The sequence below is a fragment of the Pseudoduganella sp. GW821-FHT05F09 genome (assembly GCF_059419605.1).
On sequence record NZ_JBWKSD010000005.1, the window covers coordinates 226,217 to 239,496 of the forward strand.

The window sequence follows — 13,280 nt, forward strand, 5'->3', positions numbered from 1 at the left end:
ATGGGGCCGTTCTGCCATGCCGGCGGTGTGCAGCCGGATGGTTAGGACATGTGCTGGCCGCCGTTGATGGCGATGTTGGCGCCGGTAACGAACGCTGCCTCTTCGGACGACAGGTAGGCCACCAGGCCCGCCACTTCCTCCGGCTTGCCCAGGCGGGACATCGGAATCTGCGGCAGGATCTTCGAATCCAGCACGTCCTGCGGAATCTCCATCACCATCTTGGTGCCGATGTAGCCCGGCGAGATGGTGTTGACGGTGACGCCCTTGCGCGCCACTTCCAGCGCCAGCGCCTTGGTGAAGCCGTGCACGCCGGCCTTGGCGGCCGAGTAGTTGGTCTGGCCGAAGGCGCCCTTCTGGCCGTTCACCGACGAGATGTTGATGATGCGGCCCCAGCCGCGCTCCACCATGCCATCGGCAACCGGCTTGGTCATGTTGAACACGGAGTCGAGGTTGGTGCCCATCACCGCGTCCCAGTTCAGCTTGTCCATCTTCTTGAAGGTCATGTCGCGCGTAATGCCGGCATTGTTGACCAGCACATCGATCGGACCAATATCCTTCACGATGGCGGCGACGCAGGCTTGCGCCGAGTCGTAGTCCGCCACGTCGCACGGATAAGCCTTGAAATCAAAGCCCATGTCGCGCGTCGTGGCCAGCCATTCTTCAACTTTCTTGTTGCTAGGGGAATATGTGGTCACTACTTTATAGCCCAGCGCGGCGAGCTTGATGCACACCGCTTCGCCCAGACCACCCATACCACCTGTTACCAATGCGATTCTTGCCATTTGTCATCCCCTCTTATTGTATCGAACACTAAAAGAACTGAACTGCCTGCTGCCGTACTGCTTGTTATGCCTGCTTGCTTGCGAACTTACGCGCGCTCAACCGCCAGCGCCACGCCCATGCCGCCGCCGATGCACAGCGAAGCCAGGCCTTTCTTGGCGTCGCGGCGCACCATTTCGTGCAGCAGCGTCACCAGGATGCGGGCGCCCGACGCGCCGATCGGGTGGCCGATGGCGATGGCGCCGCCGTTCACGTTGATCTTGCTGGTGTCCCAGCCCATTTCCTTGTTCACGGCCAGCGCCTGGGCGGCGAAGGCTTCGTTGATTTCCATCAGGTCCAGGTCGTCCGGGGTCCAGCCGGCTTTTTTCAGGCACAGCTTGGCGGCCGAGACCGGACCCATGCCCATGTAGGCCGGGTCGATGCCGGACGAGGCGTAGGCTTTCACCTTGGCCAGCGGGGTCAGGCCCAGCTCGCGCGCCTGGCTGGCGGACATCATGATGACGGCGGCGGCGCCGTCGTTCAGGCCGGAGGCGTTGCCGGCGGTGACCGTGCCTTCCTTGTTGAAAGCGGGACGCAGGCCGGCCAGCGCTTCCAGCGTGGAGCCCGGCTTGATGTATTCGTCGGCGTCGAACAGGATGGTGCCCTTCTTCTGCGCGATTTCCAGCGGAATGATCTCGTCCTTGAACTTGCCTTCCTTCTGCGCCGCTTCGGCTTTCAGCTGCGACTGCAGGGCGAACTCGTCCTGCGCTGCGCGCGAAATGTCATACTTTTTCGCAACATTTTCAGCGGTCACGCCCATGTGGTACTGGTTGTACACATCCCACAGGCCGTCGACGATCATGGTGTCCGTCATCTTCACGTCGCCCATGCGGAAGCCGTCGCGCGAGCCGTTCAGCACGTGCGGGGAGGCGCTCATGTTTTCCTGGCCGCCGGCGATGATGATGTTGGCGTCGCCGCACTTGATGGCCTGGGTGGCCAGGTGGGTGGCTTTCAGGCCCGAACCGCACACCTTGTTGATGGTGTAGGCCGGGATGCTGGTCGGCAGGCCGGCCTTGATGACGGCCTGGCGCGCCGGGTTCTGGCCCACGCCTGCGGTCAGCACCTGGCCCAGGATGGCTTCGTTGATCAGGTTCGCGTCCAGGCCGGTCTTGGCCAGCAGGCCCTTGATGACATGCGCGCCCAGTTCGGCTGCGGGAATCTTGGCCAGGCTGCCGCCGAATTTGCCTACGGCGGTACGGCCCGCCGCTACGATAACTACATCATCCATTTAATTCTCCAGAAGATCCAACCGAGTGGTCAGGTGATTAAGATTGACGGTGCTTTCATTCTAACGATTTGTGGAGCGCACGGTTGAATAACCCTTGTATTTGCTCGGTTGCTTCCACGAACAGCACGCCCGTTCCATTTAATGCATTGCACAATAAACGGCTAATGACGATGGAGTTGGCAAGCGCGGCTTTAACAATATCGTGCTGAAAATCGGCCAGGTCGGAGAGGCTGCGGAAGTGGTCTTGATCGTTGCTAAACATGGATTCCTTCAGGATGCAGGGCCGGCGGTGAAAAACGCTATCCTAGCGCCCCCCGCGCGCACTGGCTTTGATATTCGTCAATGCTAACAACTGCTGCCCTATTGAAAGCTCACCAATTGTCACGATTAAGCATCACGACAATAACTTGATTCCATCCAGCGTGGCCGCGCACTGTTCCCGTATCACATTAACGAAGTCGAGCACATAGGCTTTTTGGCGCAATGCTTCCGGTACGGAAACAAATAAGTCGCTCCATAAACCTTGCTCGCCAATAGGACGGGCGTTCACATAATCGTAATCCACATAGTTTTTTATTGCCCAGTTAGGCAAAGCGGCCAGGCCGCGGCGGCTGGCCACCAATTGCAAAATAGCCACAGTCAGTTCCGCCGTGCGGCGTTCGAAGCCGATGCCGGCCGGGCGCAGCACTTCGCGGATCAGGTCGATGCGCGCTTCCGGCACCGGGTAGGTGATCAGCGTTTCGCCTTCGAAGTCGGCGGCGTGCAGGCGGCGCTGCGCCTGCAGGCGGTGCTTCTGCGCCATCACCACCAGGATTTCGAAACGGAACAGCGGGAAGGTGGCGAAGTCGGCGCTGTAATCGGAGCCGATGACGAGGTCGGCGCTGCCGGCGCGCAGCAAGTCGGCCGGCTCGCTGTGGAAGCCGGACACCAGGTCGATTTCCACGTCCGGCCAGCGCTTGCGGAACTCGTCCATGACGGGCATCAGCCAGTCGAAGCAGGTGTGGCACTCGAGCGCCACGCGCAGCTGGCCCTGGTCGCCCTGCGACAGGCGCGCCACGTCGCGCTCGGCCTGCTCGATTTCCGGCAGCAGGGTGTCGGCCAGGCGCAGCAGCCGGGCGCCGGTGGCGGTAAAGCCGATCGGCACCGATTTTCGCTCAAACAACGGGCTACCGTAGCGATCTTCCAGCAATTTGATCTGGTGCGACAGCGCTGACTGGGTCAGGTTAAGCAACTGGGCTGCGCGCACCAGGCTGCCTGCGGAACGCAGGGCGCTAAGGGTGCGGAGGTGGCGGATTTCCAGCATGGCGGGCCTTGTATTAATTTATTTCATGTTGACGCGCAAAATCTTTCGTTTTGATTATAAACGCGTTTGCCGCACACTTTACCTCACCAATATTTAATGCGGATGACAACATTCATGAAATCAATTCAGACACATATTCCCGGTTTTCCCCGCATAGGCGCGGCGCGCGAACTCAAGTTTGCGCTGGAAAAACACTGGCGCGGCGAGATCGGCGAGGCGGAACTGGAAGCGACCGGCGCGGCATTGCGCGCCCGCCACTGGGCGCAGCAGCGCGACGCGGGCCTGGACCTGGTGTCGGTGGGTGACTTCGCCTTTTACGACCAGGTGGCCAACCATATCCAGCTGCTGGGCTGCGAGCCGGCGCGCTTCGGTTTCCACGCGGAGCAGGGCCAGCTGGCGCGCTACTTCGCCATGGCGCGCGGCGTTTCCCATGCGGAGCACGAGCACCACGCCGGCTGCACGCATCAGCACGGCGGCGAGCACGGCAGTGAGCACCGCAGTGAGCACAATGCGCAGGCGCTGGAAATGACCAAGTGGTTCGACACCAATTACCACTACCTGGTGCCGGAGTTCTCGCCGGAAACCGAATTCTCGCTGGCCTGCGAGCGCCTGTTTGCCGAGGTGGCCGAGGCGCAGGCGCTGGGCCACGCGGTCAAGGCCGTGCTGATCGGTCCGCTGACTTTCTTGTGGCTGGGCAAGGAACGCAGCGCGGGCTTTGATCGCCTCTCGCTGTTGGACAAGCTGCTGCCGGTGTACGGTGCGGTGCTGGACCGCCTGAAGCAGCAGGGCGTGGGCTGGGTGCAGGTCGACGAACCCATCCTCGGCCTGGACCTGCCGCCGGCCTGGCGCAATGCATTCGAGAACAGCTACTGGCAGCTGAACCAGGTGGGCGTGCCGCTGCTGCTGGCCACCTACTTCTCGCCGCTGGAAGAAAACGTCAGCCTGGCGTGCCGCCTGCCGGTGGCGGGCCTGCACGTGGACGGCGTGCGCGCCGCGCATGAGCTGACCAGCGTGGCGGACTGGCTGCCGGTGCACAAGGTGCTGTCGGTGGGCATCGTGGACGGCCGCAATATCTGGCGCACCGACCTGGACCTGGCGCTGGCGCAGCTGGCGCCCATCGCGGCCAAGCGCGGCGGCAAGCTGTGGCTGTCGACCTCGTGCTCGCTGCTGCACACGCCGTTCAGCCTGGAGCAGGAAACCGCGCTGGATGCGGAAATCAAGAGCTGGCTGGCCTTCGCCGGCGAGAAGCTGGACGAGCTGGAACTGCTGAAGACGGCGCTGCTGCGCGCCGGCGCCGCGGCAGCGGCGGGCAAAGCAGCCGGCAGCGCGGCCGACAGCGCCGCCTTCGACGCCGCCTGGACCGCCGCGCGCGCCGCCTGCGCCAGCCGCCGCGCCAGCCCGCGCGTGCACAATCCCGCCGTGGCGGCGCGCATCGCCGCCCTGCCCGCCCACGCCGACCGCCGCGCCTCGCCTTTCCCGGCCCGCCAGGCGCTGCAGCGCGCGCGCTTCCAGTTGCCGTCCTTCCCCACCACCACCATAGGTTCCTTCCCGCAGACGCCGGCCATCCGCGCGGCGCGCGCCGGCTTCAAGCGCGGCGAGCTCGGCGCTGACGCCTACCGGCAGAGCATGCGCGAGGAAATCGCCTACGCCATCGCGCGCCAGGAGGAACTGGGCCTGGACGTGCTGGTGCACGGCGAGGCGGAACGCAACGACATGGTGGAATACTTCGGCGAGCAGCTGGACGGCTTCACCTTCACCCGGCTGGGCTGGGTGCAATCCTACGGTTCGCGCTGCGTGAAGCCGCCCGTCATCTACGGCGACGTGGCCCGGCCGCAGGCCATGACCGTGGACTGGACCGTACACGCCCAATCGCTGACCGGCAAACCGGTGAAAGGCATGCTGACCGGTCCGGTCACCATCCTGCAATGGTCCTTCGTGCGCGACGACCAGCCGCGCGCCCAGACCACGCTGCAGATCGCGCTGGCCATCCGCGACGAGGTGGCGGACCTGGAACAGGCCGGCATCGGCATTATCCAGATCGACGAACCGGCCGTGCGCGAAGGCTTGCCGCTGCGCCGCAGCCGCTGGGGCGAATACCTGGACTGGGCCACGCGCGCCTTCCGCGTGTCGGCCAGCGCGGCGCGCGACGAAACGCAGATCCACACCCATATGTGCTACGCCGAGTTCAACGACATCCTGCCCCAGATCGCCGCCATGGACGCGGACGTCATCACCATTGAAACCAGCCGCTCGGCGATGGAACTGCTGACCGGCTTCGGCACGTTCCGCTATCCGAACGAGATCGGCCCCGGCGTGTACGACATCCACTCGCCGCGCGTGCCGGACACGGCGGAAATGGTGCGCCTGCTGAAAAAGGCCAGCGCGGTGATCCCGGCGGCGCAGCTGTGGGTGAATCCGGATTGCGGCCTGAAGACCCGTGGCTGGAAGGAAACCGAAGCCGCGCTGCGCAATATGGTGGCGGCGGCGCGCGAATTGCGGGCCGCCTGACGCCCGCGCATCCCGCCTGCCGCCTTGGCCTGGAGCCGTTTCACGCGTGAAACGGCTCTCCCATTTCTGGCGCAACCACAGTAAAATGCTTGAGCCTTTGGCAAATCCTGGCCGATGGGCCGCCAAGCTGACTCTTTTACTGACCGTTTATGTCCAAAAGCTCGTTCCAAAAGCCCATCGAAATCAAGATTTCCACCGTCGTTGCCGTCTCCGCCATCCTGCACACCTCGGATGGCCTCGCACTCGACGCAGCACTCAATGAAATGACCGGCGGCACGCCCGACTTCTTCGAAGGCGACCTGACCGTGGTCGACGTCGGTTCGCTGCCTCCCGGCTGCGCGCGCATCGAATGGGGCAGCATTATTGCCCTGCTGAAAAAATACCGTTTGAACCCGGTGGCCGTGCGCAACGCCGCGCCGGACATGATGGAAGACATCCTGGCCCACGGCCTGTCGCTCGACAGCGGCAAGCGCGACGACGAACGGGCGGATGCGCCTGCGCCTGCCGCAGCGCCTGCTCCAGCCCCGGTTGCGGAAACAGCCCCGGCCGCCGCGCCCGCCGTCGGCGCCGCCGGCACCATGATTATCGACACGCCGGTGCGCGCCGGCCAGCGCATCTACGCGCGCGGCGGCGACCTGATCGTGACGGCGGTGGTCAACAACGGCGCCGAAATCATCGCCGACGGCAGCATCCACGTCTACAACACCCTGAACGGCCGCGCGCTGGCGGGCGCTTCCGGCAATGCCGGCGCGCGCATTTTCGCCATGTCCATGTCGCCGGAATTGGTGTCGATTGCAGGCGTGTACAGCACTTTTGAAGACGGTTTCCCGGCCGAGCACGCACGCAAACCGACACAAATCAGCCTGGTTGGCGACCGAATCGATATACTATCTGTCAATTCCCCTACTCGCGCTTAATGCTCGACCGCGGCCAGGCTGCGGCGTAGCTTTCTGAAAAGGACACTTTTGTGGCAAGAATTATCGTTGTAACGTCCGGCAAGGGCGGTGTCGGCAAGACGACGTCCAGCGCCAGCTTCTCCTCCGGCCTGGCCTTGCGCGGACACAAAACCGTGGTGATCGACTTCGACGTCGGCCTGCGCAACCTCGACCTGATCATGGGCTGCGAACGCCGCGTGGTGTACGACCTGATCAATGTGATCAACAAGGAAGCCACGCTGAACCAGGCCCTGATCAAGGACAAGCACTGCGACAACCTGTTCATCCTGCCCGCTTCGCAGACGCGCGACAAAGACGCGCTGTCCGAAGAAGGCGTGGAAGCGGTACTGCACGAGCTGATCAACATGGGCTTCGAATACATCATCTGCGATTCGCCGGCCGGCATCGAGCACGGCGCGCTGATGGCGCTGACCTTCGCCGACGAGGCGCTGGTGGTGACCAATCCGGAAGTGTCGTCGGTACGCGACTCGGACCGCATCCTGGGCATCATCCAGGCCAAATCGCGCCGCGCGCAATCGGGCGGCGAGCCGGTCAAGGAACACCTGCTGATCACCCGCTACTCGCCGAAACGCGTGGAAGCGGACGAAATGCTGTCCTACCAGGACGTGCAGGAAATCCTGCGCATCCCGCTGATCGGCATCATTCCGGAATCGGAATCGGTGCTGCACGCGTCCAACCAGGGCAATCCCGCCATCCACTTCAAGGGCACCGACGTGGCCGACGCCTATGAAGATGTGGTGTCGCGCTTCCTGGGCGAAGACCTGCCGCTGCGCTTCACGACCTACGAAAAGCCCGGCCTGCTGCAGCGCATCTTCGGAGGGAAGTAATATGGCCCTGCTGTCATTCCTGTTCCCGAGCAAGCCCAAGACGGCCACCGCCGCCAAGGAGCGCCTGCAAATCATCATCGCGCGCGAACGCAATGGCCGCGCCGGTCCGGACTTCCTGCCTGCCCTGCACAAGGAACTGATCGAGGTGATTTCCAAGTACACCAAGGTGAACGCCGACGACATCAAGATTTCGCTGGACCGCCAGGGCAACCTGGAGGTGCTCGACGTCAACGTGGTGCTGCCGGACGCGTAATCCGGCTAGGGCGCAGCCGCGCGCTGCGCCAGCATCACTTCCTGCGCCACCCTGGCGCAGGCTTCCACATGCTGGTAGCCGATCTGGCGGAAGGCGAAAAAGCCGATCGCCGCCGCCGCGGCCTGGCCCGCCAGCGGTACAAACCGGGTAGCCTGCCTGGCCACCAGCCCGGCGCCGGCCCGCTGCATCAGCCGCAGCACCACTTCCCTGGTTACGTATTTGCCCACCATGGTGCCGCCCACGTTGACGGCGGCCTGGTAAGCCAGCAGCCGGAAACGCGGCTGCAAGCGCCCCACCTGCTCCGGCGTCAGGCCGAATTCGCGGTTCACGTCCTCGATCAGCTCGGAAAACAGGCGCAAGTCGGACACCACGTCCAGGCCCGGTATCGGCACCGCCGAAATGCCGGCCGACACGGCGGCGCGCCGCTGCACCAGGCGCCGGCAGCGCGCGCGCACCTCGTCCAGCTCCTGTTCGGAGGCCGGAATCAGCGTCCATTTCACGTCTTTCTTTGTAAACATGATGACTTTTCGTGTTACGCAATTGTACCAAAGGACATTGAAAAGACACTTTTAAGGGTGTACCGTGTAATCATACGACGAGTTTGCATAAGAACATTTTTGATTCCTACAGGAAAAAGTTCATTCCTGAAGTGATACACTCCGTCGGCCGCCCCTGTAACTATATTCCAACTTCCTCGGCGAACGCCTTGCATCGCCGGATTTGACCCGCCCTATCATGAGAATCGTAGTACTAGACAATGACCGCAGCCAAGCCGACGTGATCTGCCAGGTGCTCACCTCGGCGGGTCACATCTGCCACGGCTTCCAGACCGCCAAGGACTTGCACGGCCACTTGCGCAAGGACAGCTACGACATGCTGATCCTGGACTGGCAGGTGGCGGACATGAGCGGCGCCGAAGTGGTGCGCCGCGCCCGCGAAAAAATGCCCGAACAGGCGCCGGTGCTGTTCCTCACCACCGCCTCCGGCGAAGACGACATCGTGGCCGGCCTGGCCGCCGGCTGCGACGATTATATGATCAAGCCGCTGCGCCGCAGCGAACTGGTGGCGCGTGTGCAAGCCCTGCTGCGCCGCGCCTATCCTACCCAGAACGGCGCCGAACAGCTGCAATTTGGCCAGTACGTCTTCGAAACCCGCCCGGGCCGCCTGCTGATGGACGGCGCCGTGCTGGACGTGACGCACAAGGAGTTCTACCTGGCCCTGCTATTTTTCCGCAACATCGGCCGTCCGCTGTCGCGCGCCTACATCCATGAGGCCGTGTGGATACGCGAAACCGCCATCCCCTCGCGCACCATGGACACCCACGTCTCGCGCGTGCGCAACAAGCTGCAGCTGAAGCCGGAAAACGGCTTCCGCCTGGTGCCGGTGTACAGCTACGGCTACCGCCTGGAAAAGCTGGGCGCCTGAACCTCGCCCGGAACAAATAGGGGCTATCGGCCCCGGCCGCCGGTGAGGCGGGGCGCATCACGGTATAATGACCGGTAACGTTCCTTTCCGCCGCATACTGTCCAACATGCAACTGCTTGCCGTCGGCCTCAACCATACCACCGCTCCAGTGTCGCTGCGCGAACAACTGGCGTTCGCCCCTGAGCAACTGGGCCAGGCGGTGACGGCGGCGCGCGCGTGGTTCGAGCGCATCGACCCGCGCGGCGGCGACGAGGCGGCCATCCTGTCCACCTGCAACCGCACCGAGCTGTACGCGGCCAGCCACGGCGTCAATCCACTCGACGCGGGCGCCCATTTCCTGGCCGACTTCCACAAGCTCAACTACGGCGAACTGCGCCCGCATTTGTACATGCTGCCGCAACACGACGCGGTGCGCCACACTTTCCGCGTCGCTTCCGGGCTGGACTCCATGGTGCTGGGCGAAACCCAGATCCTGGGCCAGATCAAGGACGCCATCCGCACCGCCGAGGAAGCGGGCGGCCTGGGCACCTATCTGCACCAGCTGTTCCAGCGCAGTTTCTCGGTGGCCAAGGAAGTGCGCAGCACCACCGAGATCGGCGCGCACAGCGTGTCGATGGCGGCCGCCGCCGTGCGCCTGTCGCAGCGCATCTTCGACAAGATTTCCGAGCAAAACGTGCTGTTCATCGGCGCCGGCGAAATGATAGAGCTGTGCGCCACGCACTTCGCGGCGCAGAACCCGAAAAGCATCACCATCGCCAACCGCACCATGGAGCGCGGCGAGCAGCTGGCGCACCGCTTCGGCGCCAAGGCCATGCGCCTGGCCGAACTGCAGGACCGCCTGCAGCACTACGACATCGTGATTTCCTGCACCGCCTCCTCGCTGCCGCTGATCGGCCTGGGCATGGTGGAGCGCGCCATCAAGGCGCGCCGCCACAAGCCCATGTTCATGGTGGACCTGGCGGTGCCGCGCGACATCGAGCCCGAAGTGGGCCGCCTCAGCGACGTGTTCCTGTACACCGTGGACGACCTCGGCAAAGTGGTGCAGACCGGCATGGAAAACCGCCAGGCGGCGGTGGCGCAGGCCGAAGCCATCATCGAAACCCGGGTGCAATCGTTTATGCACTGGATAGACGACCGCGCGGTGGTGCCCGTGATCCAGAGCCTGCAGGAAAGCGGCGAGGCGCTGCGCCAGATGGAACTGGAGCGCGCCCGCAAGATGCTGGCCAAGGGCGAAGACATCGACGCGGTGCTGGAAGCGCTGTCCAAGGGCCTGACCGCCAAGTTCATGCACGGCCCGCAGCAGGCGCTGCACCGCGCCCAGGGCGACGAGCGCGCCCAGCTGGCGTCGCTGCTGCCCCAGATGTTCCGCGGCCGCCGTTAGCGCAGCCAGCTTTCCTCCCGGCGCGCGCGCCGCAGCAGTACCGCACTCCCCCAATTCCACGTATTCCACAGAGCACCCATGAAACCATCAATGCTGGCCAAGCTGGACCAATTGGCAAACCGACTCGACGAACTGGACGAACTGCTGATGTCCGAGGGCGCCACCTCCAATATGGACAGCTACCGCAAGATGACGCGCGAGCACGCCGAACTCGGCCCGCTGGTGGCGCTGTACAAGGACTACCAGGGCGCGCTGGGCGACATCGCCGAGGCGCAGGCCATGCTGTCCGATCCGGAGATGAAGGAGTTCGCGCAGGAAGAAATCGAAGCGGGCAAGGGCCGCCTGGCCGAGCTGGAACTGGCGCTGCAGAAAATGCTGCTGCCCAAGGACGCCAACGACGAGCGCAACATCTTCCTCGAGATCCGCGCCGGCACCGGCGGCGACGAGTCGGCGCTGTTCGCGGGCGACCTGCTGCGCATGTACACCCGCTTCGCCGAGCGCAACCGCTGGCAGGTGGAGATGGTGTCCGAGTCGGCCTCCGACCTGGGCGGCTACCGCGAGGTCATCGTGCGCCTGGTGGGCAACGGCGTGTACTCCAAGCTGAAGTTCGAATCGGGCGGCCACCGCGTGCAGCGCGTGCCGGCCACCGAAACCCAGGGCCGCATCCACACCTCGGCCTGCACGGTGGCGGTGATGCCGGAGGCGGACGAGGTGGAGGACGTGCACATCAACCCGGCCGACCTGCGCATCGACACCTTCCGCGCCTCGGGCGCGGGCGGCCAGCACATCAACAAGACCGACTCGGCCGTGCGCCTGACCCACCTGCCCACCGGCATCGTGGTGGAATGCCAGGACGACCGCTCGCAGCACAAGAACAAGGCCCAGGCCATGAAGGTGCTGGCGGCGCGCATCAAGGACGTGCAGCTGCGCGAGCAGCAGTCCAAGGAGGCCGCCACCCGCAAGAGCCTGATCGGCTCGGGCGACCGCAGCGAGCGCATCCGCACCTACAACTACCCGCAGGGCCGCATGACGGACCACCGCATCAACCTGACCCTGTACAAGCTGGACTTCATCATGGACGGCGACCTCACCGAGCTGACCAACGCCCTGGCCGCCGAACACCAGGCCGAGCTGCTGGCCGCCCTGGGCGACTAAGGCGATTAATTGAGGCTTAAGGCGCGGCCATGCCGCTTTGTGCGAGAATTGGCCCGCCTATAATCTTTCTATTTCCACGATGAATCCACGTTCCCTGCTCCTGTCCATCGCCATGGCCTGCTTCGGCCTGATCGGCGTCGCCCTGTATCTGCAGCACGTGGTCGATCTGCTGCCCTGCCCGCTGTGCGTGATCCAGCGCTATCTGTTCCTGCTGATCGGCTTCGCCTGCCTGGCCGGCTACTTCATGAAGAACACCGCCATCGGCACCGGCATCGGTCTGCTGGGCGCGCTGGGCGGCCTGGGCGTGGCGGGCAAGCACCTTTATGTGCTGGCCCACCCCGGCTTGTCTTGCGGCATCGATCCTATGGAAACCATGCTCAACAAGATCCCTACCGCCACTTACCTGCCCTTCCTGTTCCAGGCCGACGGCCTGTGCGAGAACGCCACCGACGGCCTGCTCGGCATGTCGATCCCGCAGTGGGCTTTCGTCTGGTTCGGCCTGTTCGCGGTAGCCCTGGGCTGGTCGCTGCTGCGCCGCCGCGCGCGATGATCGCAGCCGGCGCCACCATCGCCGCCTTGCAGGCGCAAACGCATTACGCGCAGCGCCTGGACCCGCTCGACAACCGCATCCTGATCTGCCACGCGCTGGGCCTGACGCGCGTGGGCCTGATCACCCAATCCGAACGCACCGTTAGCGAAGACGAGGCGGCCCGCCTGTCCGCGCTGCTGCGCCGCCGCCTGGACGGCGAACCCATCGCCTACATCGTCGGCGAGCGCGAGTTCTTCGGGCTGCCGTTCAAGGTCAGCCCGGCCGTGCTGATACCGCGTCCGGACACCGAACTGCTGGTGGAGCTGGCCATCGAGCGCCTGCCGCCGTCCGGCCGCGCGCTCGACATGGGCACCGGCAGCGGCGCCATCGCCGTGGCCCTGGCCCACACCCGGCGCGACGCCGACGTCACCGCGCTGGACGTGAGCCCGGCCGCGCTGGAGGTGGCGCGCGGCAACGCGGCGCTGAACCAGGCCCGCGTGCGCTTCCTGGAAAGCGACTGGTACAGCGCCGCCGCCGGCCAGCGCTACCAGCTGATCGTCTCCAACCCGCCCTATATCGCCGACGGCGACCGCCACCTGTCGGAGGGCGACCTGCGCTTCGAGCCGGGCGGCGCGCTGACCGACTACGCCGACGGCCTGAGCGCGCTGCGCACCATCATCGCGGGCGCGCCGGCCCACCTGGAAGCCGGCTGCTGGCTGCTGATGGAGCACGGCTACGACCAGGCCGGGGCCGTGCGCGCACTGCTGGCCGCCCAGGGGTACACTGAGGTGCAAAGCTGGCGCGACCTGGCCGGCATCGAGCGCGTCAGCGGCGGCATCGCGCCCACCCCGGCGGCCTGAAAGCGCGCCGTGGCGCGGGCCGCGCGCCGTTTGATA

At 64.8% G+C, this 13,280-nt stretch carries 14 protein-coding genes; 9 read left to right on the forward strand and 5 right to left on the reverse strand.

Annotated features, from left to right (window positions below; genetic code table 11):
- Positions 1–41: 41 nt before the first annotated feature.
- The 4 genes from phbB to AC07S4_RS17835 all read right to left on the reverse strand — a co-directional run bounded on the left by phbB (position 42) and on the right by AC07S4_RS17835 (position 3,350).
- On the reverse strand, positions 42–782 hold the full coding sequence (phbB, locus tag AC07S4_RS17820; protein WP_494987934.1) for an acetoacetyl-CoA reductase: 741 nt from the start codon (positions 780–782) through the stop codon (positions 42–44).
- A gap of 86 nt (positions 783–868) precedes the next feature.
- Positions 869–2,047, reverse strand: a complete 1,179-nt coding sequence (locus tag AC07S4_RS17825) for an acetyl-CoA C-acetyltransferase (protein ID WP_494987935.1) — start codon at positions 2,045–2,047, stop codon at positions 869–871.
- A gap of 55 nt (positions 2,048–2,102) precedes the next feature.
- On the reverse strand, positions 2,103–2,309 hold the full coding sequence (locus AC07S4_RS17830; protein ID WP_494987936.1) for a hypothetical protein: 207 nt from the start codon (positions 2,307–2,309) through the stop codon (positions 2,103–2,105).
- Between the two features lie 132 nt (positions 2,310–2,441).
- A complete protein-coding gene (locus AC07S4_RS17835) occupies positions 2,442–3,350 on the reverse strand; it encodes a LysR family transcriptional regulator (RefSeq protein ID WP_494987937.1) in 909 nt (302 codons plus the stop codon).
- Between the two features lie 114 nt (positions 3,351–3,464).
- Between AC07S4_RS17835 and metE the strand changes: the two genes are divergently transcribed.
- The 4 genes from metE (at position 3,465) to minE (ending at position 7,894) form a co-directional block, all read left to right on the forward strand.
- The gene (metE, locus tag AC07S4_RS17840) at positions 3,465–5,858 is read left to right on the forward strand and encodes a 5-methyltetrahydropteroyltriglutamate--homocysteine S-methyltransferase (RefSeq protein WP_494987938.1); all 2,394 of its coding nucleotides are present in this window, start codon (positions 3,465–3,467) and stop codon (positions 5,856–5,858) included.
- Positions 5,859–6,007: 149 nt separating this feature from the next.
- The gene (gene minC, locus AC07S4_RS17845) at positions 6,008–6,775 is read left to right on the forward strand and encodes a septum site-determining protein MinC (protein ID WP_494987939.1); all 768 of its coding nucleotides are present in this window, start codon (positions 6,008–6,010) and stop codon (positions 6,773–6,775) included.
- Between the two features lie 50 nt (positions 6,776–6,825).
- Positions 6,826–7,641 carry a septum site-determining protein MinD gene (minD, locus tag AC07S4_RS17850; RefSeq protein WP_161070123.1) on the forward strand — a complete coding sequence of 272 codons (816 nt, stop codon included), beginning with the start codon at positions 6,826–6,828 and terminating at the stop codon, positions 7,639–7,641.
- A gap of 1 nt (position 7,642) precedes the next feature.
- Entirely contained in the window at positions 7,643–7,894 is a 252-nt protein-coding gene (gene minE / locus AC07S4_RS17855; protein ID WP_056400827.1) for a cell division topological specificity factor MinE, read from the forward strand.
- A 5-nt stretch (positions 7,895–7,899) separates the two neighbouring features.
- Here the strand turns inward: minE and AC07S4_RS17860 are convergent, their stop codons facing one another.
- The gene (locus AC07S4_RS17860) at positions 7,900–8,412 is read right to left on the reverse strand and encodes a hypothetical protein (RefSeq protein ID WP_494987940.1); all 513 of its coding nucleotides are present in this window, start codon (positions 8,410–8,412) and stop codon (positions 7,900–7,902) included.
- A 217-nt stretch (positions 8,413–8,629) separates the two neighbouring features.
- On the opposite strand from AC07S4_RS17860, the gene AC07S4_RS17865 reads away from it, so the two are divergent.
- From AC07S4_RS17865 to prmC, 5 genes are all read left to right on the forward strand, one after another.
- The gene (locus AC07S4_RS17865) at positions 8,630–9,319 is read left to right on the forward strand and encodes a response regulator transcription factor (protein ID WP_494987941.1); all 690 of its coding nucleotides are present in this window, start codon (positions 8,630–8,632) and stop codon (positions 9,317–9,319) included.
- Positions 9,320–9,425: 106 nt separating this feature from the next.
- Positions 9,426–10,700, forward strand: coding sequence for a glutamyl-tRNA reductase (gene hemA / locus AC07S4_RS17870; RefSeq protein WP_494987942.1), 1,275 nt, complete (start codon positions 9,426–9,428; stop codon positions 10,698–10,700).
- A gap of 78 nt (positions 10,701–10,778) precedes the next feature.
- The gene (prfA, locus tag AC07S4_RS17875) at positions 10,779–11,855 is read left to right on the forward strand and encodes a peptide chain release factor 1 (RefSeq protein WP_494987943.1); all 1,077 of its coding nucleotides are present in this window, start codon (positions 10,779–10,781) and stop codon (positions 11,853–11,855) included.
- 79 nt (positions 11,856–11,934) lie between these two features.
- Complete coding sequence (locus AC07S4_RS17880; RefSeq protein ID WP_494987944.1) at positions 11,935–12,405, forward strand: disulfide bond formation protein B; 471 nt, start codon at positions 11,935–11,937, stop codon at positions 12,403–12,405.
- Positions 12,402–13,244 (forward strand): peptide chain release factor N(5)-glutamine methyltransferase, encoded by an 843-nt coding sequence (gene prmC / locus AC07S4_RS17885; RefSeq protein ID WP_494987945.1) that lies wholly within the window; start codon positions 12,402–12,404, stop codon positions 13,242–13,244. Before AC07S4_RS17880 ends, prmC begins: the two co-directional genes overlap by 4 nt.
- The last annotated feature ends 36 nt before the right edge of the window (positions 13,245–13,280 follow it).

What these genes read in the sequence shown, in the direction of transcription:
- phbB (WP_494987934.1), bottom strand. Translation starts at nt 782, where the DNA reads ATGGCAAGAATCGCATTGGTAACAGGTGGTATGGGTGGTCTGGGCGAA.
- AC07S4_RS17825 (WP_494987935.1), bottom strand. Translation starts at nt 2,047, where the DNA reads ATGGATGATGTAGTTATCGTAGCGGCGGGCCGTACCGCCGTAGGCAAA.
- AC07S4_RS17830 (WP_494987936.1), bottom strand. Translation starts at nt 2,309, where the DNA reads ATGTTTAGCAACGATCAAGACCACTTCCGCAGCCTCTCCGACCTGGCC.
- AC07S4_RS17835 (WP_494987937.1), bottom strand. Translation starts at nt 3,350, where the DNA reads ATGCTGGAAATCCGCCACCTCCGCACCCTTAGCGCCCTGCGTTCCGCA.
- metE (WP_494987938.1), top strand. Translation starts at nt 3,465, where the DNA reads ATGAAATCAATTCAGACACATATTCCCGGTTTTCCCCGCATAGGCGCG.
- minC (WP_494987939.1), top strand. Translation starts at nt 6,008, where the DNA reads ATGTCCAAAAGCTCGTTCCAAAAGCCCATCGAAATCAAGATTTCCACC.
- minE (WP_056400827.1), top strand. Translation starts at nt 7,643, where the DNA reads ATGGCCCTGCTGTCATTCCTGTTCCCGAGCAAGCCCAAGACGGCCACC.
- AC07S4_RS17860 (WP_494987940.1), bottom strand. Translation starts at nt 8,412, where the DNA reads ATGTTTACAAAGAAAGACGTGAAATGGACGCTGATTCCGGCCTCCGAA.
- AC07S4_RS17865 (WP_494987941.1), top strand. Translation starts at nt 8,630, where the DNA reads ATGAGAATCGTAGTACTAGACAATGACCGCAGCCAAGCCGACGTGATC.
- hemA (WP_494987942.1), top strand. Translation starts at nt 9,426, where the DNA reads ATGCAACTGCTTGCCGTCGGCCTCAACCATACCACCGCTCCAGTGTCG.
- prfA (WP_494987943.1), top strand. Translation starts at nt 10,779, where the DNA reads ATGAAACCATCAATGCTGGCCAAGCTGGACCAATTGGCAAACCGACTC.
- AC07S4_RS17880 (WP_494987944.1), top strand. Translation starts at nt 11,935, where the DNA reads ATGAATCCACGTTCCCTGCTCCTGTCCATCGCCATGGCCTGCTTCGGC.
- prmC (WP_494987945.1), top strand. Translation starts at nt 12,402, where the DNA reads ATGATCGCAGCCGGCGCCACCATCGCCGCCTTGCAGGCGCAAACGCAT.